General features: G+C 34.7%; 21 protein-coding genes. 1 reads left to right on the forward strand and 20 read right to left on the reverse strand.

Going from position 1 to position 25,916, the window contains the following annotated elements:
- Positions 1-11: 11 nt before the first annotated feature.
- Positions 12-2,939 (reverse strand): sigma 54-interacting transcriptional regulator, encoded by a 2,928-nt coding sequence (locus HNR52_RS04980; RefSeq protein ID WP_435619865.1) that lies wholly within the window; start codon positions 2,937-2,939, stop codon positions 12-14.
- A gap of 191 nt (positions 2,940-3,130) precedes the next feature.
- Here HNR52_RS04980 and HNR52_RS04985 point away from each other — a divergent pair, with 191 nt between their 5' ends.
- Positions 3,131-3,694: a Uma2 family endonuclease gene (locus tag HNR52_RS04985; protein ID WP_013787729.1), complete on the forward strand. Its 564-nt coding sequence runs from the start codon at positions 3,131-3,133 to the stop codon at positions 3,692-3,694.
- Positions 3,695-3,757: 63 nt separating this feature from the next.
- Here the strand turns inward: HNR52_RS04985 and HNR52_RS04990 are convergent, their stop codons facing one another.
- From HNR52_RS04990 to HNR52_RS05080, 19 genes are all read right to left on the reverse strand, one after another.
- On the reverse strand, positions 3,758-4,918 hold the full coding sequence (locus HNR52_RS04990; RefSeq protein WP_435619866.1) for a mannitol-1-phosphate 5-dehydrogenase: 1,161 nt from the start codon (positions 4,916-4,918) through the stop codon (positions 3,758-3,760).
- Positions 4,918-5,358, reverse strand: a complete 441-nt coding sequence (locus tag HNR52_RS04995) for a PTS mannitol transporter subunit IIA (RefSeq protein ID WP_013787727.1) — start codon at positions 5,356-5,358, stop codon at positions 4,918-4,920. The genes HNR52_RS04990 and HNR52_RS04995 overlap by 1 nt, the downstream gene beginning before the upstream one ends.
- A gap of 13 nt (positions 5,359-5,371) precedes the next feature.
- Positions 5,372-7,426 (reverse strand): BglG family transcription antiterminator, encoded by a 2,055-nt coding sequence (locus tag HNR52_RS05000; protein ID WP_435619867.1) that lies wholly within the window; start codon positions 7,424-7,426, stop codon positions 5,372-5,374.
- Positions 7,427-7,434: 8 nt separating this feature from the next.
- Entirely contained in the window at positions 7,435-8,859 is a 1,425-nt protein-coding gene (locus HNR52_RS05005) for a PTS mannitol transporter subunit IIBC (protein ID WP_435619868.1), read from the reverse strand.
- Between the two features lie 152 nt (positions 8,860-9,011).
- Entirely contained in the window at positions 9,012-9,425 is a 414-nt protein-coding gene (locus HNR52_RS05010) for an EamA family transporter (RefSeq protein ID WP_209453348.1), read from the reverse strand.
- 30 nt (positions 9,426-9,455) lie between these two features.
- Positions 9,456-10,433, reverse strand: a complete 978-nt coding sequence (locus HNR52_RS05015; RefSeq protein WP_435619869.1) for a LacI family DNA-binding transcriptional regulator — start codon at positions 10,431-10,433, stop codon at positions 9,456-9,458.
- 175 nt (positions 10,434-10,608) lie between these two features.
- A complete protein-coding gene (gene gtfA, locus HNR52_RS05020) occupies positions 10,609-12,075 on the reverse strand; it encodes a sucrose phosphorylase (protein ID WP_435619870.1) in 1,467 nt (488 codons plus the stop codon).
- On the reverse strand, positions 12,065-13,051 hold the full coding sequence (locus HNR52_RS05025) for a carbohydrate kinase family protein (RefSeq protein ID WP_013787721.1): 987 nt from the start codon (positions 13,049-13,051) through the stop codon (positions 12,065-12,067). Before HNR52_RS05025 ends, gtfA begins: the two co-directional genes overlap by 11 nt.
- Before the next feature lie 29 nt (positions 13,052-13,080).
- Complete coding sequence (locus tag HNR52_RS05030; RefSeq protein ID WP_435619871.1) at positions 13,081-14,031, reverse strand: carbohydrate kinase family protein; 951 nt, start codon at positions 14,029-14,031, stop codon at positions 13,081-13,083.
- 26 nt (positions 14,032-14,057) lie between these two features.
- Positions 14,058-15,515, reverse strand: coding sequence for a glycoside hydrolase family 32 protein (locus HNR52_RS05035; protein WP_435619872.1), 1,458 nt, complete (start codon positions 15,513-15,515; stop codon positions 14,058-14,060).
- A 15-nt stretch (positions 15,516-15,530) separates the two neighbouring features.
- The gene (locus tag HNR52_RS05040; protein WP_435619873.1) at positions 15,531-16,358 is read right to left on the reverse strand and encodes a carbohydrate ABC transporter permease; all 828 of its coding nucleotides are present in this window, start codon (positions 16,356-16,358) and stop codon (positions 15,531-15,533) included.
- Entirely contained in the window at positions 16,358-17,242 is an 885-nt protein-coding gene (locus tag HNR52_RS05045) for a carbohydrate ABC transporter permease (RefSeq protein ID WP_013787717.1), read from the reverse strand. The genes HNR52_RS05040 and HNR52_RS05045 overlap by 1 nt, the downstream gene beginning before the upstream one ends.
- A gap of 73 nt (positions 17,243-17,315) precedes the next feature.
- On the reverse strand, positions 17,316-18,641 hold the full coding sequence (locus HNR52_RS05050; RefSeq protein ID WP_013787716.1) for an ABC transporter substrate-binding protein: 1,326 nt from the start codon (positions 18,639-18,641) through the stop codon (positions 17,316-17,318).
- 195 nt (positions 18,642-18,836) lie between these two features.
- Positions 18,837-19,730 carry a 1,2-beta-oligomannan phosphorylase gene (locus HNR52_RS05055; protein WP_013787715.1) on the reverse strand — a complete coding sequence of 298 codons (894 nt, stop codon included), beginning with the start codon at positions 19,728-19,730 and terminating at the stop codon, positions 18,837-18,839.
- Positions 19,731-19,742: 12 nt separating this feature from the next.
- Positions 19,743-20,651, reverse strand: a complete 909-nt coding sequence (locus HNR52_RS05060; protein ID WP_435619874.1) for a beta-1,2-mannobiose phosphorylase — start codon at positions 20,649-20,651, stop codon at positions 19,743-19,745.
- 14 nt (positions 20,652-20,665) lie between these two features.
- Entirely contained in the window at positions 20,666-22,534 is a 1,869-nt protein-coding gene (locus HNR52_RS05065) for a beta-galactosidase trimerization domain-containing protein (RefSeq protein WP_435619875.1), read from the reverse strand.
- 45 nt (positions 22,535-22,579) lie between these two features.
- Positions 22,580-23,452: a carbohydrate ABC transporter permease gene (locus HNR52_RS05070; protein WP_435619876.1), complete on the reverse strand. Its 873-nt coding sequence runs from the start codon at positions 23,450-23,452 to the stop codon at positions 22,580-22,582.
- Positions 23,453-23,470: 18 nt separating this feature from the next.
- Positions 23,471-24,460: a carbohydrate ABC transporter permease gene (locus tag HNR52_RS05075; protein WP_435619877.1), complete on the reverse strand. Its 990-nt coding sequence runs from the start codon at positions 24,458-24,460 to the stop codon at positions 23,471-23,473.
- Between the two features lie 106 nt (positions 24,461-24,566).
- The gene (locus tag HNR52_RS05080; protein WP_435619878.1) at positions 24,567-25,904 is read right to left on the reverse strand and encodes an ABC transporter substrate-binding protein; all 1,338 of its coding nucleotides are present in this window, start codon (positions 25,902-25,904) and stop codon (positions 24,567-24,569) included.
- Positions 25,905-25,916 lie beyond the last annotated feature (12 nt).

The following is a 25,916-nucleotide window of genomic DNA, read 5'->3' on the forward strand; positions in this document are numbered from 1 at the left end:
TACCGTGCCAATTAATTGGACGGTATTGTATTTCTAAGTATTATTTCTTTTATTTCCCTTGAACTTTTGGCTTCTCTTAGGTCTTTTAATATTTCTTCATTAGACAGGACTTTATACAAATCAAGCATGTAATCTTTAGCATCTTCTTTCAAAGCCAACATAAAAATTAAGTCTGTTTTAAAATCTCCTTCCCAATAGATGGGTTCTTTCAATTTTGCTACGGCTATGACAGGTTTTGTGACATATTTTGTGTCGCCATGTGGTATCGCTATGCCTCCTTTCATCCATGTAGCACCCATTGATTCTCGTTTATATACGCTTAGTATGAATTTCTCATCAACGTATCCTCTCTCCTCAAGCATATACACCATTTTATCTATAGCATCGCTTTTCATGGATACATCTACATCAAACAGTATTAGATCATCGTCTAATACTTCTTTTAAGCGGCTTTCTTCCACAACATCGATGTTTACAAATTTCTTTAACCTTTTTAGCCCTTCCCCATTCATTATTTCCTCAACAGAGATATATGGAATATCACTTATTTTAGGATCAATGGTTCCTACAAAAGCTTGAATATTGTTTTTGCTTCTTATTCTATTTATCTCTGCGTCAAGTTCTCTTTCGCTAAAAAGACCTAAAGGTATTATTTTTAATCCACTTTTTATCTCCGGTATCTTATCCTCTATATATTTCTTTATCTTAAGCGCAGTCCCCTCACCAGTTATGCAGATGGTTACTATGGTTTTCGGAAGTTTGTTTGAATCTTTCACACCTTCCACATGTCCTACATATGATTTATTTTCATCTAATGCATCAGCTATTTCATCGATTGTGGCATCTGGCAGAATAGCTCGCCTTACGGCTTCCAAGACCATGACAGTGTCTACCCTTCCAATGGTCCTTGTAGGAATGCCCGTCCTTTTTGTTATGATCTCGCCAAAAGTGATGAGTGATCCCATGTCGACAAGTATTATGCAGCCTTTTCCTTCATTCACCTTTTTCACGACTTCAATTGTACGCAAAAGGGCATCTTCTGGGCTTTCATCAAGTGCCATCTCTATTCCATGTGCTATATTTACGCCTAAAAGCTTGTTTGCCACATCTGCCATGCCACAGGCCACATGTCCATGTGTTAATACTATAACAGCCACATTCCCTTTATTTCCACCTTCGCTGGCTGAAAATGTTCTCAAATACATGGCTACAAAACCAACCTCATCATCTGTAAGTTCAATGTCAAGTATTTTATTAATTCTGTCAACCATCTTTTTCGCCACAACGTATTCTCTCATGTAATCACTTTTGACGCTTTCAAGCTGCGGGTTAAATATAGATTTTCCGCTTTTTACCCTTTCATATGCTGCGCTTAGATGAATAGCCAGAGCGTAAAAAAGGTTGTCTTTTATATTTTTGTAATTTTCTTTTGCTATGTCTATGGCTTCTTCAACGGCATACAATATTTTCTCGCCTACGATTTCTTTTAATTCCTTTTTTGAAACAAAATTTTTTGTTTGAATATCGTTGGCAAATTTTTTAAGCTCTGATTCTACTTGATTTCCAACGATTTTGTAGATTTCATCAGTTTTTAATCCATCGTTTTTTAGCTCAGTAAATCTATCCTCTATAAACTGGTATATTTCATCCGGCAAAATATACCTATCTTCTTTAGGCAGCAATTTGCTTACCTTGTTTGGATATATGATAACATCTTTATCCGAATATTCTTCTATATACGGTTCCCTTTTGCTGACTTTCAAAAGTCCCATTCTCACATGGTTTGGCAAATCAGCAAGGTTTATCGTTATTTCGCCATCTCTATTATCTAAAGTCTTCAAGAAACCTCTTGCACATGCTACTTGTATATCACTTCTCATTTGGCCTATATTGCCTGGGCAATCATAAATCATTAGAGCTCTAAGAGCATCTGGTCTCAATTTTATGGGCTTGTTTATCCTAAATGCTTCTTTTTTGAAAAAGAATTTTATGATTTCAAATCTCTCTGTATGTGGCCTTTCACTTATAGGTGGTAACTCTATAACCATGGGAATCCTGCGCCTAAATGTAAGCAGAAGCGATGACTCCGGATTTTCTGTTGTAGCCGCTATAAGCATTATGTTAGCTTCTCTTTCGCTGTCGGTCTCTCCAAGTCTTCTAAATTTTCCTTTGTCAAGTAAAAAAAACAAGATCTCTTGACCTTCACTGGGAAGTCTGTGAACCTCGTCAAGAAACAGTATTCCACCGTCGGCCTTTTCCACGAGACCATCTTTTGACGACTCTGCACCTGTGTACGCTCCTTTTACATATCCAAAAAGCTGTGACATTAAAAGTTGTGGGTTATCCGCATAGTCTGCACAGTTAAAGACGACAAAAGGGCTACCATCCTTTAGCATGCCTGATTCTATCGCAAATTCGTACATGGCTTCTGCCAGTTGGCTTTTTCCAACACCAGATGGGCCCAGTATTAATGTGTGAAGACCATGTGGCGGATATAGAATGGCGGCTTTGGCTTGGCTTATCTGCGTCTTTAAACTTCCATCGTGTCCTATTATCTCTTTAAAAGACATAAAATCACTTTCTCGACCTATCCCATCATCTTTACCATCATCATTGTATTTTACATTATCAGCCACTATAAGTTCTGAACTTAATATTTCTTTCTTTACCTGTGACGCCGCAAATCTTGATATGTCATAGCCTAAATCGTTTAATCTCTTTGTAAACTTCCTATCAGAGATCTCTTTATCTTCGCTTAGAATCTTTTTTGCATCTTCATAAAGGTATGGCTTTCTCCGCTCTCTAGAATCTGGTATTCCATTTTCAAGCCTATATTGTGTCACTTCTTCTCTATTTATCTTTAATATAGAAGCTATTTTTTCATCTGTCAGAGGATTTTTCTTGTCTTCATTCTTTATTATCTTTACGATTTCATCCACATTATCATCCTCCCACAACAAAATAATGCAAAAAATATGCCATAATGGATGGCATAAAATGTACGTGTTATATTATATCATATATTGCATATATAATATACGCATGATAAAATCAAGTTAATGAGGGAAAATTTTGATTAATCCATAAATAGTTTCTATCTTGATAAAGATATAATAAAGAGGTGTCAATTATGGGATTACCTAATAAAAAAGAAGTATACACTTATGATGATTACTTAAATTGGACAGATGATCAAAGAATTGAGTTAATAGATGGACAGATTTATTTGATGGCTCCTCCATCACGAATACATCAAGAAATTTCAGGTGCAATATATATACAATTTGCCAATTATTTAAAAGACAAGAAGTGCGATGTTTATTATGCACCTTTTGGAGTAAAATTTACTGAAAAAAACGAAAAAGATATTAAAACTGTTGTAGAACCTGATATCGTAGTAGTATGTGATAAATCGAAGCTTGATAATGAAGGATGCAAAGGTGCTCCTGATTTGATTGTTGAGATAACATCTCCTTCAACTGTGAGAAGGGATAGGGTAGAAAAGTTTAATTTGTATGAGAAATATGGAGTAAAAGAATACTGGATAATAGAACCCGATCTTAAAATAGTTAATGTATTTGTATTGCAGGAAAATAATAGATATGGCAGGCCTGAAATTTATACTGAAGAAGATAAGATTAGAGTTTCTATTTTCGATGATCTTTCTATAGATTTGAAAGATGTTTTTAGTTGATGTTACAATAAAAGCCATGGTCTAAAACCATATAATTAAGGTTTAAGACCATGGCTAAAAAGTTTATTTTATCTTTCCAGATTTAAGTTCTTTGTACTTTTTTACTATCTTATCTATAAGGATTGTTTCATCAAGCCCTGTCACTTTCTTCACTGTTTCCTCAAGTCCTAAAGTGCTTATGCTTTCTTGTATTTCCATAGCTTTTGGATCGTCTTTGTAGTCAAATGCAAATCCTGCAGCTATGCCGTAAAGTATGTTTTCAGGCATCAAACCTGTCTCAAAGCTTAACTTGACAGGCGATACAAGTCTATCACCGTTTGAAAGTTTCCTCACTGGATCTCTGCCTACTCTTACCACTTCGTCTTTCAAATGAGGATTCTTAAATCTCTCTATGACTTTGTCTGAGTATTCTTTTAGCTTATCCATCCCTATCTTGTGCTTATTGTTAAGCCCGAAAGAAGCCTCTAACTGAAGGTTTCTCACTATTTTATCTATTGTATCGTCTAATATTGCTTCGTGAATGTACTTATACCCTTTTAAGTAGCCGAGATATGCTGTCGTGGCATGTGAACCGTTTAGAAGAAAAAGTTTCCTTTCTATATAAGGTTCTAAGTCATCAACAAGCTCACAGCCTTTTATATCAAAGTCGCCTTTTACAGCATCTTTCTCAATGTCCCACTCAAAAAATTCCTCGACTGCCACGTCTATAGGAGTTTCTTTCTCTATGTCTACATTTGGCACTATTCTATCTACAGCAGTATTTGGAAAACCGATTTTTTCATATAAATATGCTTTTAAAGTTTCACTGGAATTTTTGTAAATGCTATCTCTTAAAATATTTGTCGCAAACAAGGCATTTTCACAGGCCATTATGTCTAGTGGCAAATCATTTTTCTCAAATCTTCTTTCTAGATAATACGCCAATTTTTCACCAATGCCGTAAAGATTGTTGACACCTACAGATGTTGTTATTACGTCTGCATCTTCAATGGCTTTTAAAAGATTTTTTTCATCGTCTATGTGAATCGCTTTGACGCCATCTACAACTTCTTTCTTGATGTCATTCCCTAATATGAAGATATTGTAGCTTTTAAATTTGTTGATGTTGTCCACCAATTCTTTAAATACATCCACAAAGTATATGTCATAGCCTGATTTATATAGTAAACTGCCTATAAATCCTCTGCCTATATTGCCTGCTCCAAAGTGTACAGCTTTCTTCATTATTCTCCACCTTCTTTAAGTATTTGGATTATTTCCTGTGGCGATTTTGCATCTCTCAATCTTTTTACATTTTCTTCATACTGGCATGTTAAGGCGATGCTTGACAGTATCTCTAAGTGCTCATCGTCTTTTCCGGCAATGCCTATAACCACGTATGCAATATTGCCATCGCCAAAATCCACTCCATCTGGATACTGTATCACAACTATTCCCGATTTCTTTATATATTTCACATATTCGGATACACCGTGTGGAATTGCTATGCCATTGCCAATGTATGTGGTGACGTCATTTTCTCTCTCTATCATGCCTTCAATATATTCTTTTTCAACATATCCTCTATCAACTAATAGTCTTCCAGCTCTTTTGATAGAATCAAATTTAGACTCTGAAGCTTCATTCAATACGATGTTATTTTCATTTAAGATTTCACTATTCATTGTAATAATCCTCCTAATACTTTTTTAATACGTTAATAATAATATTTTTTACATCATCAATATTACCATATTTTAAGGCATCTTTGAAATCGTCGTTTTCTACAAGTGCAATGCTTATCTCACCCAGCATTTCCAGTACGGTGTTATCCTCTTTCTTCCTTGCCAGCATGACAAGAATCGTATCAACTTCTTCATACGTAAACCCTATGCTTCTCATTTTGATAGGACTACTTAGTCTGTATATTCCGATGTACGGTATGATCATCTTGTCGCTTCTTGTGTGTAAAAGAGCGATCCTTGTGCCTGGTATGACCGTATTGCCCATCATCTCCCGCTTTTTTATAAGCTCTTTTATTTCATCTTTATCTGACATGACATCTATATTTGATATTTCATCTACAATTACATCTATAAGCTCATTTAAACCATTTGCGCTTATCTTGCTTATATTCAAATTTTTTAAAGTTTCACCAAAATACTTAGTTATGCTGCTTTCGCTTTCTGATCTGCTTATGTCATTTAACTTAAGTGGCAAAAGGTAATTGTCATCTTCATTAAAGCCTATCTTGTCGATTAAATTTCTTATTTTTCGTATATCGTCAGAAGTTAAAAAAGGTGATACCGTTATTACATTGTCTAAAGAATCTTCATCTTCATACAGCTTTACTGTAGAGATAATGATATCATAATCTTTACCATCGTCTTTATTGCGTATTGAACCAATTTCTATAGAATCTATCTCAGGAAAAGTGCTTTTTAATTTCTCTGACAATATCTTTGCCGTTCCTATGCCGTTAGGACATATTACTAAAGCCCTCAAACTTTTCTCTGCCTTTTGCCTTTCAATAGCAGCACCTACGTGCATCGTTATATAACCTATTTCCTCTGCAGGCACTGTTATGTTGTACTTCGAAAATATAAGCCTGCAAGCTTTATTTACCGCTTCAAACAATTCCCCATAATACTCTTTTATTTGATCTATTAAAGTATTTCTGGACTGAAGGCCCATACTAAGCCTGTAAATAAGTGTCTCTATGTGCTGCGACAAGCCGTATATAAGTTTATCATCGCACTTTATCTCCGTCTTCAATATCTTTGCGACTTCTTCGATAAGCTCTTTCGAAAGGTCATCTAATGTGATTCCAAGCTCAATGAAACCTTCTTTCTTGTAAATAGACTTTTTGCCATTTAAGTGTATTGCCAGGTATGCCAGCTCATCATCTGTTAGATTTATGCCGTGTTCTTTCATTATTTCATCTACTTTATAGATAAAGCTAAACTGTTCTGACGACAGTATGTCATCCACAATATCTTTATTTAACTTTATGCTTTCATCTTGCATGTACCTATATATAGCTGTTGCCACATGCAAAAATAAAGCGAAATAATTGTTGTCGTCATTTATCTTTACGACTGTCTCATTAATAAGCTTCACCAATTTTTTAGCGGTATTTATAATTTCACTGCTAAATATATTATTAAAAAACTCCGTAATGAACTTATCCTGTTTGTCGCCGTACACGTACATAAGCATTTCATCCAATGGCAAATAACTATACATTAGCTCTATTACCGCTTTTCTCTTGTCTATCTCTGTCCCCTCAACTTTTATGCCTATGCCTCTTTTCCTTATAAGCTCTAAGTTTCTCACCTTAAGCCATATCTCTATCTTATCGAGGTACATGCTTATTGTGCCTTCTGATACATTGAAAAGATAGCTGAAGTAAGTTGATTTTAATGGCTCTTTTGACAAAAGCATGCTTAAAGTCATATATATCTGCCTCTGCTCTTGGCTTAATATGCTGCCATACGATATAGGGCCGATTTCTTTGCTTATTTCTTCTAAGCTTCCATTTCCACCGTGTATTTCATATTTTGACTCATTTTCAGTTATAACACAACGGTAGTTTTTCAAAATCTTATTCGCTTCATGGACTTCTCTATCAATAGTCCTCTTGCTGATATTCATTAATTTGGAAAGGTCCTCTATACTTAAAGGACCTTTCTCTATTAAAGATTTAATTATGAATTTTTGACGATCGCTTAAATCCTTCATATCATCATTCACCGTTTTTATTATTTCTTCTTAATCGTCGAAATAAACTCGTCATATACTTTGCCATCAAGGAAATTATTCACTTTCACTATTTGTGCTGATGGTGCCACCTGTGATGCTCTTTCTGCCAAGCTTTCCTGCGTAAATACTATGTCAGCCTCTTTTGGTATCTGGTTTACTGCAGAATGTTTGACGGTTATATCAAGTCCAGCATCTTTAAGTTTCTTTTTGAGTATTGATTCACCCATCGCAGATGAGCCCATGCCTGCATCACAAGCAAATACTATTAATTTAGGTTCTGCTTTTGCAATATTTGATACAGGAGCTTGTCCTTTGCTTTGCGCTTTTAGATTGCTTACCATTGACTTAGCAAATGCCATGTTTTCTTCGCTCATTGTATCCTCGCTGGCTCTTCTTACAAATACAGAAGCTATTAAGAATGATACAACAGCACCTACTGTTATACCTGTCAATACTGGTAAAAGTCCGCCTTTTGGTGTCATGGCAATTTCAGCTATGATGCTTCCTGGTGATGGTGTTGCAACAAGGCCTGCGTGTGTTAGAACGAATGTAGCATCTGCAGCCATTCCACCACCTATTACAGCTAATATCAGTATAGGATTCATTAAAACATATGGAAAGTATATTTCATGTATACCACCAAAGAAGTGGATGATCACAGCGCCTGGTGCTGATTGCTTTGCTGTGCCTTTGCCAAAAATCCAGTATGCCATGAGTATACCAAATCCTGGGCCAGGATCTGTCTCTAACAAGAAGAATATGGACTTGCCAACTTCTTTAGCCTGCTGTATTCCAAGTGGTGACAATATACCGTGGTTTATTGCATTGTTTAAGAATAATACTTTACCTGGTTCAATGAATATTGCTATCAAAGGAAGTATTCCCTTTGCAGTTACCCATTGTGCTGCTGCACCTAAACCTGTCGATATACCTGTAACGACCGGATCGATGAAAAGAAATGCTAAGATTGCTAATATTGCGCCTAATATACCTGCCGAGAAATTGTTTACCAACATTTCGAAGCCTGTCGGTATCTTTCCATCTACTGCTTCATCAAACTTTTTGATAAGATACCCTCCAAGTGGTCCCATTATCATCGCACCTAAAAACATCGGTATGGATGAACCTATTACAATACCTGCTGTAGCAATAGCACCTACGACGCCACCTCTTACATCGTATATAAGTTTACCGCCTGTATAACCGATAAGGATAGGCAGCAAGTATGTTATCATAGGTCCTACCAATTTAGCTAAGTTGGCATTTGGTGTCCAACCAGTAGGAATGAAAAATGCTGTTATAAGACCCCATGCTATAAATGCGCCGATGTTAGGAAGAACCATTCCAGCTAAAAATCCGCCAAGCTTTTGAAGTTTTGCTTTTGCAGTTCCACCTTTATTTGTCAAAGCCATGTTTCTGTCCATGATTTTTACCCTCCTTAAATTTATTATTTTTTCTAATTCTATTGTATGACACCATTTACACCTTTTCAATTTAAACAATTTCATTTCTGTCATCTGTTTTCCGTGACAAATTTTAAGAAGGGTAAAATTATGGCATTGTGAAGGCATATACGCTACATGATCATGACAAAAGTACCTGCCGTTATCAAAATTCCTGCTATTATGGTCTTTAAATCAAAATGCTCACCTAAAATTATGTATGACAAGACAAGTGTTATGACTATACTGGACTTATCAATAGGAGCAACTTTTGAAACATCTCCTAAAGCTATGGCTTTGTAATAAAAAAGCCATGAAAGACCTGTAGCAAGACCTGATAGAATCAAAAAAAGCCAGTTTTGCCGCGTCAATACTTTCATGCCGCTCTGTACACCTGTAGCAAAAACAATGCCCCATGATAAAAATATGATGACGCTCGTGCGTATGGCTGTTGCAAGGTTTGAATCTACACCTTTTATACCAATTTTTGCTAAGATAGATGTCAGTGCCGCAAATAAAGCAGACAATATTGCATAAAGCTTCCACACGATTAATGCCTCCTAATTAATTAACTATTTTTAAGCAGATTCTCTTTCAACCAATGTAATGGGCAGAACATTTTCTATGTTTACTTCCTTGCCATCAATTTGATCCAAAATTATCTCAATAGTTTTTTTCGCCATTTCTTCTATAGGCTGTCTTATGGTAGTCAACGGTGGGACAATCGTCTTTGCAATGCTAATATCATCATAACCCACAATCTTTAAGTCCTTAGGGACTTCTTTGCCTATTTCTCTAGCTGCATTTATAATCGTGGCTGCAATCAAGTCACTACTGGCAAATACACCGTCTATATCAGGATGGTCTGTAAAAAGCTTAATAATCAATTTTTTATACTCGTCGGTATCAAATACGTTTAACTTTGTCTCCACTACGACATTTTCAATGTTATGCTCTTTTACCACATCCATAAAAGCTTTATAACGATTATTCGCAGGTGTATTTAAAACTAACGGACCACTAATATGGGCAATTTTTCTGCACCCCTTTTGTATCAATAGCCTTGTTGCCAATACACCTCCATTGTAATTGTCTGACGCAACATATGGTATTTTTTCAGAGAAGTACCTATCAATAGCAACTATAGGCAAATTTACATTAAGGTATTGTTCAGTTTTCAAAGTATGACTTCCGATTATTATACCATCAACTTGATGTCTTTTAAGCATATCAATGTAGCCTTTCTCTTTCTCTACATCTTGCAGGGAATTGCACAACAATATCTTATAATCATTTTGATATGCATAATATTCAATATAGTTTGTAAGTTCTGCAAAAAAAGGGTGTGAAACGCTAGGAATCAAAAGCCCTATTAAGTAAGATTTCCTTCTATAAAGTGAACGAGCTAATTCATTTGGCTGATAATTTAGCTCTTTCATTGCCTCATATACTTTTTTTCTCGTCTTTTCGCTTATATATCCTCTATTATTTAAAACTCTCGAAACTGTCGTGACAGTCACACCAGCTTTTTCTGCAACATCTTTTATTGTAGCCATCGCATCCACCTTCTACTTATAAAACCATCTTTTGTTTAATATAAACCTACTATATTATATTACTTTTAAAAAAGCTTGTCTATAAAAGGGCATAGAAGTACAATCTAAAATGCAATAGCAATCAAAAAGCAAGTCTACAATATCGCTTGTAAACTTGCTTTAACAACAAAAATATTTACACTATATATTCCACATCTTTTCCATTTTCATCTACATAATTAACGATTGTCCTGTATGACCCCAAATCTATGAATAAACTACAATGTTTATCATCTTTTTCCCAAGTAAGCCTAATTTCATCATCTTTACAGTCTTCTACTAAAAATTCTCCATTAAAAGCTTCATATCTATTTCTAAATCTGATCAACTTTAGTAATCTCTGAACGACGTCTTTCTGAACTGATTCCTCTATTTCATTTAAACCATAATTGTGTCTATTTATCTCTCGCCCTTCTTTTGTCCTTTTTACTGCTTCAAAGTCATTTACTCCAGCTAAAAGTCCTACGTAATAGACTTGTGGTATACCTGGTGTAAAAAATTGAATAGCTCTGGCTGCTAAATATGCATCATCATCACAATTTAATGCTGAATAATATGTGCACCCAATTTGATGTACATCAAAACCATCTTCTGATTTATATTTATCTCCGTATATAAGGCTTAGATTCGCACCTCTTTGCACACATATATCGACCACTTCTTTAGCTTTCTTCGTATCAATAAGTCCATCCAAATCAGGTTTTACAGGAATTCCATCATGGCAATCCAACATTGTAAATTGATTCATAGGACGGTTTTTTAGATAATCATACAACATTTCATTTGATCTGTTTATTAAAGTATAAAGAACAGTAAACGGCAAAATAAAATCATAAATCCAAAATCCACGCTCTGCCAATTTGTATTGTACTTCAAATTGCGAATGTACCTCCAAAAGCAGTTCTATTCCATAAGATGCTGCTTGTCCTTTTATCCAGTTTAAAAATTCGTATATATCCGGTTCCACAAAGAAACAGCTAGTTCCAATTTTTTTTATTACATATCCTACTGCATCAAGCCGGACTATATTAACACCAAAATTGCTAAATGTTTTAAAGACTTCTAATAAAAATTCTCTTACTAAATGTGAGTTGACATCCAAATCAATTTGTTCTGATGGATCTGTCTTTCCAAAAGTCGTCCAAACTCTTTCTTCTTCTCCTGTTTCTTCTATTTTAAATGTTGAATATGGCAAAGTCCTTCGCAAAAACATTTTTTCTATATCGGTTTTGACAGGTTTGCCATCCTTCCAAAGTTTATCCAATGTAATAAACATATCAGCGTATTCTGACATTCTTCCTTTTTTTAAGAAATCCTGAAAATAAATAGATCTTCTTGATACATGATTAACCATTAAGTCTAAAAGAATATCAAAATTATCAGCCATTTTCTTAATGTCGTACCATGATCCAAATTTAGGGTCTATCTCGCTGTATGTTATTGGTGCAAACCCTCTATCACCAGATGATGGAAAAGGCGGCAAAATGTGAATACCGCCAAATACATCATAAAAATATTTTTCTAATACATCATTTAAAGTTTTTAGATCACCGCCCAATGAATCTGGATAAGTTATTAGCTGTACTTTATTATTAAGCGCCATTTAATACCACCTCAGTTTTTTTTAAATCATAAATAGACTTTATTGTATCAATGTCTGGCAAATCAACTATTGCTCCTACATACCTTAGTTTATATGCGCTGACTGCAAATCCTAATTCCAATGATTCTTTTAAAGTATATCCTTTTATCAAACCACTATAGAACCCTGACCAAAATGCATCACCTGCACCAGTAGTATCAACAACTTCATCTGCTAACGTATTAAATCTAATTGTTTCTTTTCCGTTTGAAACTATTGCCCCATCCTTCCCCAATGTAAGAATCACTAATTTAGCACCAAGGTCCAAAAATTTTTTAAGCTGATCTTCTGGTGCATCTTTGCCAAAAATCCTTTCTGCATCATCTTCAGATGGCTTTATAATATCAACTTTTGCTATTAAAGATTTTATATATTCTATTCCATCGTGACCTCTTTCCCAGATCATGGAATGATAATTAGGATCATAACATACTAAAACATCGTGTTTTTTACATTCATCAATCAAAATCTCCACTGTACTCCTTGACGGATTTCTCGATATAGGCCAGCTAGAAAAATGAACTATTTTTGTGTTCTCAATTAAGTATTTTAGCTCATCTGAATATTCAATATGATAATCTGCATCTCTGTAAAATATTGGTGTGGGACTGCTTTTGCTTTTTGTAACCAGAACCATGCTTGTGGAATAGTCGACTTGTCTTACATATTTAATTTCAATATGGTGTTCTTGCAATTTTTTTAATAAAAACTTTCCAAGTCCGTCATTGCCAACCGATGAAACAATAATTGAATTTATACCTAACATTTTAGAATTTATAGCAATATTTGCAGGTGAGCCTCCAAAATATTTTTTATAAGTATCACACTCAAAATCATCATCATAATCTGTAGAAATCATATCTACCAACATTTCTCCAACTGTCAATACATCATACTTTTTATCGTCAAACACAATCTTGTCATTAAAATTAAACATGATTATCCTCCATCATTTAGATTTATAAATTAAGATAGCAATTTTTTTACTTCGTCCATAGAAGGCATAGCTGGAATAGCTCCTTTTTTTGTAGTGCATAACCCGCCAACTGCATTAGAAAACCTGATTATTTCTTCCATATCGCTACGGCTAATTTTTTCTATTGGACATCCGATTTTCGATATGTTATAAAGAATTCCTCCCAAAAATCCATCACCTGCTCCTGTAGTGTCAACTACATCTACAAAAAATGCAGGTATTTGTCCTGAACCTGATGAATATATATAATAGCAACCATCCTTTCCCAATGTCACCAATACAAGCTTTATTCCCATGTCGTACAGCTTGCTGCTGGCCACTTGAATATCTGATTCATCAGTCAAAAAATACAATTCTTCCAATGACAGTTTTGCTATATCTACATATTTAAGTGGAGAAAATATCACTTCTTTTGCTGATATTTCGTCTTTCCACAACGTCGGTCTCCAATTCGGATCATAAGATATTATTTTTCCAGTTTGTTTTGCATACATTAAAGCATTTAAAGTTGCTGTCTTTGAAGGTTCATCTGTTAATGATAATGAGCCAAAATGAAATATTTTACTTTCGTCTATTAGTGTTCTATCGATATCTTCACTGCTAAGCATCACATCAGCACCTGGATTTCTGTAAAATGTAAAGCTCCTATCACCTAATTCATCCAGATGAACAAATGCCAATGTTGTATTTGCATGAACAGTATTTTTTAAACCTCTTGTTTCAATCATATTTTTATCAAGGACCTGCTTTAAAAAATGCCCAAATTGATCATCGCCAACCATCCCAATAAAAGAACATTTGCCGCCTAATTTCGTTACTGCAGTCAAAACATTAGCAGGTGCTCCACCAGGATTCATTTCAAACAGTGTATTCCCATTTTCTGATTTTCCAGCAGGCGTAAAATCAATCAGCAACTCTCCTAACGCCACTACATCATACACATAAACCACCTCGAATAGTTTATAACTTACTCTATATCCCATTTTTTAAAATTCACAACTTTGCAAAGTCCATTAGAAAACAATGAAATATTTACAGACTGACTGTCAGGGTAAACTCTCCCAGTCATTACTTTTTTCCCACCGTTTATAAAAACTTCAACAGACGATACATCCACAAAAATACTAAGCCTTAATCTACCATCTATTAGATCAACTTCTGCCTTTCTCTCTCCTTTAGGACCAATGCCGGATCTTTCTCGATTAAATGTAAATAATCTTTCACGGCAATTATATGACAAAACAGTCTCTTCGCACTTTCCCTTAAATACCTTAACTCCAAATTCATATGCATCTTGTGGTTCAAATTCAGCATCAATCTCATAACATATTCCATTCGTTTCAAGATCAACTTCACCATTTAATTCTATGTCTTGCAAACTGTATTCATTTTTCCTGTACTTAACTATCTCTGATATTGGCTTAAAGTATATCTCCTCACCTATTTTTATAACTTCTCTAGGAAGCGTCATAGCACCAGCCCAATTATGGCCCAGACGATTCGTGACCAAATCTGTCTCCCACATGTTCATCCAAGCTATCATTATAACTCTACCATGCTTATCCACAGTCGTCTGTGGTGCATAAAAGTCAAATCCATAATCAACCAAGTAGTAATCTGTATATGCGAATTTCCCTTCATCTACATTTAACTTGCCAATAAAATAGATAGAAGAATGAGTATTTTTGAAATAAATACCATTAGGTCTCATGTACTGTGCTGATACAAATAAAATGTCTCTATCATCAAATCTGACTATGTCAGGACATTCCCAATTAATGCCTGTACTTTCATTGCCCTTTAAAAGAATGTTCACAAATTCCCATTTTACTAAATCAGTTGACTTATACATTAGAGCCTGCCCAATTCCATGTTCATCATTAGAGCCAATTAAAAGATAATAGGTATTATCTATTTTAAAGACTCTTGGATCTCTAAAATCTTTCTTGCTGGCTTTATCTGGAATCTGTGCTACGTCTATTATCGGATTTCTTTCATACTTTTCAAAGGTAATGCCATCTACTGATATGGCCATATTCTGAACTTGTTTGTAATCATCATTTTTTTCTTTCTTAGTATATATATGTCCTGTGTAAATAAGATATAATTTCCCATCTTTTTCGATAGCGCTTCCAGAAAAGCATCCATCTTTGTCATAGTCTTTATCAGGTGCTAAAGCTACAGGTAAATAAGTCCATTTAATCAAATCTTTGCTTACAGCATGACCCCAATGCATTGATCCCCAAGCAGCATCATATGGGTAGTGTTGATAAAATAAATGGTAATTATCTTTAAAATGAACAAATCCGTTTGGATCATTTATCCACCCATATTCACCCATTAAATGATATTTCAATCTGTATATTTGGTTTAACTTTTCTTTACTACGTCTTATAAACTCATTCGCATTGTTAATTTTGCTCATTCAATTCATCCTTTATTATTTAATTGAACCCTGTAAAACACCTTTTATAATCTGTTTTTGCATTATCAGATATACAACTATTACAGGAATAGTCGCAATCATTAATGCTGCCATTGCAGGACCATATTCAATTGTGTATGTCCCGTAAAAGTAGAAAACAGACAATGGCAATGTTCTCTGGTCAGGTGATATTAAAACTAAATACGGTAGTAAAAAATCATTCCAAATCCATAAAATATCCAATATAGCGATAGTTACTGTCGTCGGTTTTAGAAGTGGAAAGACAATTTTAAAAAATGTCTGAAGTTGGCTACACCCATCGATCGTCGCTGCTTCTTCTAACTCTACAGGTATGCTTTTTATAAAGCCATGGTACATGAAAACAGCTAATGATGCACCAAAACCAATATACATATAGATTAAAGACCATTTATTGTCCATCATCCCTATCGAACCATATATTTTTACAAGTGGTATCATTATGCCTTGAAACGGAATAATCATAGATGCAACCATAAAGAAAAACATAAATTGGTTGAACTTCCACTTCCTCCTCACGAATATATAAGCTGTCATTGATGACAACAATGTTATCAGCGCAACGCTAAACACTGTAATTATTAGTGAGTTTGCGAATGCATGCAGATAATCCATCTTTGTATATGCATCAATATAGTTGCTTAAATTTAACTTGCTTGGCATCATCATAGGATTTATTAATATGTCTTTTCTTTCTTTAAATGAATTAATTAATACAATAAAAAATGGAAAAATATATAGTACAAATACTATGCTTAAAAATATCAGTTTTATGCCATTTAATATATATTCTTTTCTTTTCATCAGCTTTCCACCTCCATCTTCTTGCTAAAATACACTTGCAATAATGTGACAATTGCAACTACAGCAAATAGGAAAAACGCTTCTGCTTGGCCAATACCATACTGCTGACTCAAAAAGGCAGTATTATAAACATGCATTGAAATCAACTCTGTACTCTTATACGGACCACCGTTTGTTAAAGACAAATTTATATCATAAACCATAAACCCTCTCTGCAAAGTCAAAAATACGCTTATCGTAAAGGAAGGAACCATTAATGGAAGAATTATATTTTTAAGCCTGTGATATGAATTTGCTCCATCGATACTTGCGGCTTCCAAGAGATCTCTGGGAATATTCATAAAACCCGAAATATATATTACCATCATGTATCCAGAGTATTGCCATACAGTTACAATAACCAACGCCCAAAAAGCTTTATTGGGATCAGTAAGCCAAGATGCACTAAATATAGGCAAATTAAAATGTTGACCAATGTAGACAAGGATATTTGAAAATACAAACTGCCAAATAAAGCCAAGCAATATACCTCCAATTAAGTTAGGAGTAAAAAATCCCGCTCTAAAAAAGTTTTGTCCTTTTATACCACTTGTCAACAAATACGCTAAAAAGAAAGCAATAGCGTTAATTAGTATTACAGAAAAAAATACGTACTTTAAAGTAAGCAAAAAAGATGTCCAAAATACTTTGTCTTTAAACACTTGTAAATAGTTTTGAAATCCAACAAATGAATGTGTGGCCGAAATACCGTTCCAGTCAGTAAAAGTAAGATATATTCCATATATAAACGGCAATATTACTACTGTAAAAAAAGCAATAGTCACAGGCCCAGCAAATATCAAGTATGTCTTTAGTCTACTCAAGAAATTTTTCTCCATATTCATATTAAATCCTCCATAACATTGAATAATGCTGAATAACGGATAGAACATTCCATCCGTTATTCAGTAAAATTATTTATTGTACACTTTTCCAGTAGCTTTCAATATCATTGATTAAGCCTTTTCTATCTGTAACTCCAGATAAATATTTCTGCATTGAAGCACCTAATTTTGACCAATGATCAGATGGTAATGTTGTCATAAATTCTAATGTGTTTCCTTCAGTTATATATTGCTCAATTGACTTTGCTAATGGATCATTTGGCACAAGCTTGATATTTTTGAATGCTGGAATTACACTACATTGATTCACAAGCGCATCTTGTCCTGACTGGCTATACACCAACCAATTCAAAAACTTTTTCGCTGCATCCTGCTGTGCTTGGTTGTTTTGTGTTTTGTCTATTCCTATAAATTTAGTAACACCAACTGGTATTCCAGAATTGCCATAGTCATTTGGATCATTACTTATTGGCACAGGTACAAATCCATATTGACCATTTGCTGTATCAAATGTCTTTATCTGAGGCCATGCCCAGTTGCCCATAAACCAAAAGCCAACTTGTCCTTGTCCAATAACTTGAGGACCTTTATCGTATGTTGGTGCCATAGGATTATTTTTATCTAAATTATACTTTTTCATCATGTCAAACGTATCCATTAAACCGTTAAATACTTTATTATTTGCTAGATCAGCTTTACCAGCTTTTAAATCAGATATAAATTTATCTACTTGAGCAGGATCTTTTGATTGATCAGCGTAAGCAATAGGTAAAAAATGTCCTGCTAATGACCAATCCATTGGAGAAATTTCCAGTGCTTTAACACCACTCGCTTCAACTTTCTTAAAGGCATTTTCCAAGTCATTCCTTGTTTTTATTGATTTCGGATCAAAATTACCTCCAAAAGCTTTATCTAAAACTGCTTTATTGTATATAAAACCATATCCTTCTATTGCAAAAGGAAAAGCCATAACTTTACCGTCTATAGTTGCAACATTTAATGCACCTGATACTGCATCAGATACCCACTTTTCATTGCTTAAATCTAAAAATTTGTCTTTAAATTTCGCAACATCACCAGGATCAAGCATAGCCAAAGTAGGAGCATTACCAGAAGCGTACATGGAAGTGACTTTTTCAAAAGGAGATTGTCCTGCAGGCACTGGAATTACATCTACTGTAATATTTGAATTTTCTTTTGTAAATTGCTTAGCAGCAGCTTCTAACTGTGATTCTATTTCGCCTTTTGAATTTAAAAAAGTAATTTTAACGGTTTCAGAGCTCTTAGATGATGTATTACTTTTAGCTGATGTGTTGTTGTTCGTCGTGCCACAACCTGCAACAAGTGAAAGTATCAAAGCCGACGATACAATCATTGATAATAATTTTTTTCTCTTCATGATGATCTCCTCTCCATAATTATTTTAAAGCTTTTTGTAAAGCTTTTTATTATGGTTTTATTATATCACGCATTTATAAATATGTCAACCGTTTGATATATTCAAAATAATTCTGTATTTTCTTAATTAACTTAATCGTTATAATAATTATAACCCCCTCACATCACATATACTCTTGATGTGAGGGGGTTATTTTTAATCAAATTTTATATCATTCATATTTATATACGCTACACCTATTACAGTGTCTGCACCACCGTAATAGACAAATATATCATCGCCTCTTACCGCATTGCCGCAGCTAAAGACCACATTTGATATAAAGCCGTTCTTTTCCCATTCAAGTTCAGGTTCCAAAATTGGCTCTTTTTGCCTCGCTAAAACTATCGATGGATCATTTATGTCGAGAAGTGCTGCACCTAATCTATAGACATTGTCGTCATCTGCAGCATGGTAAATGAGAAACCATCCATCTTTAGTCCTTATAGGTGGTCCAGCCACACCCACCCTTGAGCTTTCCCAAGTTCCTTTGATAGGTTTTATTATTGATTTATGGCCAAACCATGTTTTTAAATCGCTGGAGTATGCTATCCATATATCCGGATACCTTCTGTGAAACATTACATAATTGCCATTTATCTTTTCTGGAAAAAGCGCAGCATCTTTGTTTGGCTCATCTAAAACAACACCTTTTCTCTCCCAATTTATTAAATTTTTTGAAGTTGCAAGGCATATTCTGTAGTCATCATCTGTCCTATCTCCAAAGCCTGTATACATCATGTAGTACGTATCGTCAATCTTAACTATCCTTGGGTCTTCGCACCCTCTTAGCTCTTGTTCTACGTCATTACTTAAAACAGGTTTATCAAGCCTCATAAAGTTAATTCCATCTTTGCTTACAGCGTAGCCTAACCTTGATATATATTTTCCGTATTTTTTGTGTGGTCCTAAGTCCGTCGCTCTGTAGATAAGGTGAAACAATCCATTGTCGTATATTGCAGAACAGTTAAATACAGCTTTTCTCTCCCATTCATGCTCTGTCACTGGTTCTAAAATTGGTTTGTCGCTTAGCCTTTTTAGCTTTATCAATTTATCCACTCCTTAAAATGATATTTTATTTTTATCTACTACTGCGACACCTATATGTGTATCTGCACCACCGTAATAAACGTAGTACATTCCATTTGCTTCAACTGCACCACAGCTAAAAACTACATTCGGCACAAGACCTTCTCTTTCCCAATCAAGTTCAGGCTCCAAAATAGGCTCTTTCTGCCTTGCTACCACTTTTGATGGATCTTTTAAATCTAAAAGTGCTGCACCTAACCTGTACACATTGTTTTTGTCGACTCCATGGTAGATAAGAAGCCATCCATCATCTCTTTTTATAGGAGGCCCTGCTATACCAATCTTCTTAGATTCCCATGTATCTTCAATAGGCTTCATTATTATCTTATGATCAGTCCAATTTATCAAATCATCTGAATATGCTATCCAAATATCGGGTTCTCTTCTGTGAAACATGACATACTTCCCGTTTATTTTTTCAGGCAAAAGTGCTGCATCTTTGTTTGGTTCGTCAAGAACTACTCTATGTCCTTCCCAATTTTTCAAGTCATAAGATGCAGCCATACATATCCTGAAATCATCCCAACTTTTTCCTCCAAAACCTGTATAAAGCATGTAATATTTATTATCAATTTTTGTCACTCTGGGATCTTCAACACCCCATGCTTCCTGCTCTGTCTCACCTACTATAATAGGCTTGTCAAATCTTTCAAAATTGATGCCATCATTGCTTATCGCATAGCCTATTGATGACACAAATTTATGCTTTTCTTCTGGCTTCTCTGTGTTTAATACGAATCCATTGTTAGAAGCTCTGTAAAAAAGGTGAAACTTATGATCTTCATATATAACTGCGGCATTGAATACAGCTTTTCTTTCCCATTCATGTTCTTTTATAGGCGACAATATTGGTTTGTCTGTAAGCCTCCTTAGCCTAAACATTATAATACCCCCTTCTACATCAAAAATGCAACTGCTTCATCGGCTTTTATCATGAAATTTTCCAAATCAAATTCTTTATTGCTTATTATATCTTTCACTCTTCCAGAAATGTTCGCATCAATCTTCACATCAACATCTTCATGATTAATAAATATTACAAGTTCTTTACCTTTGTACTTAAATTCTTTGACCTCTACGAATGGCGATCCCGCTTCTATCTTCGGATTTATATTTGATATTTCTTTTGCCAATTTGTATATTTCATAAGTTTTATCGTCTTTATATACGTCCGGCATGTAGCTTAAATAAAGTTCGATAGGGTACGTTACAAAGACTGCATTGCCTTTACCGAATTTATTTATGACTACTGCGGGATTTCCTTCATTGTCGTATCCAATCACACTGCATGTAGTAGGTTTTACGATTAAGTGTTTATTAAATTTAAGTGTGCTATAATTTAACTTAATCTTTCTGTCTTCTATATAAATTGAAGCGATATTATCCTTCGGCACCATTGAATACTGTGTTTCAATGCCAAAAACTTCGTCAAATCTCTCAACTGCAATTCCATCATAAGATGCGTATAATGTACCACCGCTTTTTACATAGTCAACTATCCTCATCCACTGATCGTGTGTTAAATGTCCCTTCCTATATGCCGATGGAAGTATCAGCATCTTGTATTTGTTAAAATCAACATCAGAAGCTTTTACCATCTCTACATCTATACCAGCTTCTTTTGCAAGTATAAAGCTATTTAAAAGTATTCTGAAATTTCTTTCCGGTGTGTAATCATCGCCAACAAACAATGCATTATAATACTTATCAGGAACAATTATGGCTGCATCACAACTTTTGGGGATTAATTCATCGTATTCAATTTTATTTATAAATTCCGAAAAAGCCTTTATTTGAAGTCCCGATGGCTTTGGCCTGCCATCAAATGCAGTTATGCCAAAGTGCGTTTCAAAAGGTGTGGTGTTGTAGGGCAATTTGTTTCCAACTGTAAAATCTCCAAAGCACCATGCTATTGCACCTAATGATTCATTTGCAAATAGACTGTATAAAACCGTTTTGTAGTATTTACCTTCGATTTCTTCTGACATCATAAGTGTGGTAGCGCCAAATTCTTCAAATAGAACATCTTTGCCACCCATAGCTTTAGTAAGCTTCGATGCAAATGGTGCAATATACGTGCTTCTTATGGAATTCACAGGGTCAATGCATGTATCTGTATATATTGGATACGCATGCATACATAAGAAGTCATTGCCTTCTTTTAAATCCTCCGGGTAAAATTTATTGTCAGAAAGAAGGGATACCTGATGAATTCCCAATGTCACTGGATGATTTTTGTCGTACCTTTTTATCTCATTAGACAGCATATAGTTCCATAGCCATGCATCGTGTCTCGATTCTGCTTTAACATAGTTGTCAGGTTCATTGGAAAGATCCCAGAATAAAATTGCATCTTCATTTTTGTATTTTTCTGCAAAAAAACCGACGAGTTTTACCTCATGCCTCAACATGAAAGAATCATTGTATATGCTTTTGCCATTTCTCCAATTTACATCGAAATTCTCTCCGCTCATGTGTCCTACGAAAAATGTAGGGACAATTTTAATATCTACATCATGGCATATTTCAATAAGTTCATCAAATTTCTTAATCGCGTCTTCCGATATGATATCAGGTTGTGGCTGAAAATCTTCCCACAAGAGATTTATTCTCATTACATCAAGTCCTAATGATTTTGCTTCAATAAACTCATTTTTAATTTCTTCCTTATTCCATCTTTTCCACATGTCAACACCATAATTTCTTGGCCAGTAGTTAGCACCTATTATGAATTTGTGAAAATAGTTGCCATAAGATGTAACCATTCTATTGTCATCCCCTTCAATAATAAATCTACATGAAGAATAAACTTAGTCCTTTAAACCAGTAAAAGTAATTCCTTCAATAAAATACCGTTGAGCGATAAAGAATAAAACAAGCATAGGAAGTGCTATCACAATTGACATAGCCATCAAATAGTTCCAACTTGGTTGTTCATTTACACCACCCATGAAAAAGTACATACCAAGGGTCATCGTGTACTTATTCATATCATTGAGATAAAGAACAGGCCCTAAAAAATCATTCCAATATCCTCTAAATGTAAACACGCAAATAGCTAAAAGAGCGGGTTTAATCTGAGGTAAAATAACATGAACAAAAGTTTGCAGCGGAGTCGCACCATCAATCTCTGCAGCTTCATCTAACTCAAAAGGAATTCCCATCAAAAATTGTCTCAAAAGAAAAATGTAAAAAGGTCCCCATGCTGTCCATGCCCTTATAACCAACGGATCAAACTGGCCTACAAGGCCTAATTTCTGCCATATCAAATAAGTAGGTATCAATGTTACATGAAAAGGCAACATCATTGTACTTAAAAGTATGAAAAATATCAAATCTCTTCCAGGAAACTTAAAGCGTGCAAAGCCATACGCTACTAAAGTCTCACTAGTTATCTCAGCTACCATTCCCAAAACAACTATAAATATACTATTTATTAGGTATTTGTTAAATGGCATAGCATGCCATGCTTTTGCAAAGTTCCCCCATAATGCAGGTTTAGGGAAGAAATCCGGCGGCCATGCAAAAATATCTGCATTTGATTTCAATGCTGTTGACAGCATCCAAAAAAAAGGCATCAATATTACTATGGCTATTGCTGAAAGAACAATGTACAAAATAGTTTTCTTTGTAATATTGCGAACCCTGTTAGACTTTTTATATGTGCTTAATATGCCCACCATAGTTTAACATCTCCTTAATCACCTTTTGATTTCCCCTTCGTAGTGTACCCATGCTGGTGTGGATTTGAAAACTAAAAGAGTAAAAGCTAATATTATTACAAATAATACCCATGCTATTGCTGATGCTTGCCCCATGTGCAATTGTGTAAAACCTCTATTGTAAATCAATTGATTCATGAATATTCCTGCACCAGTTGTTGGTCTTACAAACATTGCCACAGTAAATATCTGCAATGCACTAATAATTCCCATTACAACTTGTAAGAGTATTACAGGTGATATTTGTGGAATAGTTATTTTCCAAAATTTAATCCATGAACTTGCACCATCAAGTTCGGCAACCTCATAAAGACTTCTGGGAACACCTTGAAGTCCAGCAAGGAAAACAACTGTGTTTGTCCCAAATATACCCCATACACTCATTATTATGAATGCCCACAATACGTATTTAGGATCACCAAACCAGTCTATTTTTCCTATATGAAAAATTTTAAGAAATGGCGAAAGAACATAATTTATAAGGCCTGATTGACTATTAAAAAGCCATCTCCATATTAATGCAACAGCAACATCAGGCATCACAGCAGGTAAATAATAGATAGTTCTAAAAACACCTATTCCCTTTATACGATTATTTAACAACATAGCAATCAATAATGACCCTATAACACCAATTGGTACTGTAAATATTGCATAAAGCAAAGTCAGTCTAACTGACGGCCAAAATTCATAATCATTAGTAAAAATGTATATATAATTGTTAAGCCCAATCCATTTCGGTGTGCCAAACAAACTGTAATTGGTAAAGCTTAAATACAAAGAATAAATTAGCGGAAATGCTGTAAAAATAATAAATCCTATAAGCCATGGTGATACTAAAGCAAAGCCAGTAGCGGCTCTTGCCTTCCATCCGATTTTCTTTAACACAAAATAAATTATCAAAGCAAAAAACATGAGAACTACAGGTGTTATAAACCATCGTTCTGTAGTTCCTAAATATTGTTCCATTTGAATTCCTCCTTTTAGTTTTAAAAGGAATGCCAACCTTATATTAAAATAAGATAAACGTGCTTATCTCATCAATAGGAAAGGAGGATAAGCCTCCCTTCCATAATTATTTATTGCTAACGTATTGTTTTAAGACATTATCCAATTGCGGCTTAACTTTTGGAATAAGATCATCTGGATTTGCTTTATTATTTATTATAGGATCCATAAGTTGATTCCAGAATATATTATCCCAATCTGGATAATTTACAAAATACCTGAAACCTTCAGCATAAGACATAGATTTTACTATTGTATCTAATGTCTCTGTGCTTCTATCTGGATGCAATTTCTTCAATGCATCTACATTTACTTCTGATTTTATAGGAGGAACTACCTTCCATTCTTGAATCGCATTTGTTAAGTCGATAAATGCTTTAAACGCTACATCCGGATTCTTTGTCTTTGCGTTTATTGCCATTCCGTACAAGTCTCCAAAAGTAACCTTTTTACCGGTAGGTCCTGACGGCACTTCATAAACACCGCAATTAAATTTGACTTGCGTCTCTAAACTGTCTGCAGCACCACCCATAAACATCGCAACTTCTTGATTCTTAAACATTGTATCAAAACCTTGATCCTTAATCGTCTGCTGTGAAGGAACTGCAGGACTATTTATCAATTCAGAGTAGAATTCAAATGCCTTTTTTGCTTCAGGAGTATCTATTGGTGAGCTTTTAAAATCCGGCGTTATAACTTCACCATTATTTTGCCATACAAACATTTGAACTGGCGGCCAACCGTTAAGTGTGAAACCCCATTGTTTGATGTTGTTTTTGTCGAACCCAGCCTCTCCTGGATGTTTGCCATTTGCATCAATCGTCAATTGCTGAGCAACGTTTAAGAACTTGTCCCAGTTCCATGTACCATCTGGATATGGAATTTTAGCTTTGTCAAACATATCTTTATTAATATACAATACTACTGGATTTTCAGCCCATGGCAATCCGTATATTTTGTTTTGATATTTGAATGGAGCCAATGCATTTTCGTAATAATCAGAAACGTTAGCTGCCTTATTGTCAGATTTAGATAAATAGTTTGTTATATCAAATAATGCTCCTTGTGCAGCAAGTTGTGTTGCTCTCTGTGCCGACACCCAAAACAGATCTGGTCCACTACCTGCCGAAAGCTGTGTCGTTATTCTAGTATCATAGTCAGCAGGGTTTGAATTTTGCACTATTACGTAATCCTTTGAACTAGAATTTAATTTATCGATAATTGACTGCAATTGTTTTGCTTCATCTGCTCCTGCCCATGTAGACAATTTTATAGTTACCTTATCAGTTGTGCTCTTAGAAGCATTAGAAGAAGAATTTTGCTTGTTTGAGCTACTTGAACAGCCACTTACAAGTATTGATAAAATCATCAAAGCCGATATCAAAATTGAAATTCTCTTTTTCATCGTAATTGCTAC

The organism is Thermoanaerobacterium thermosulfurigenes, from assembly GCF_051201035.1.
Lineage (GTDB): Bacteria > Bacillota > Thermoanaerobacteria > Thermoanaerobacterales > Thermoanaerobacteraceae > Thermoanaerobacterium > Thermoanaerobacterium thermosulfurigenes.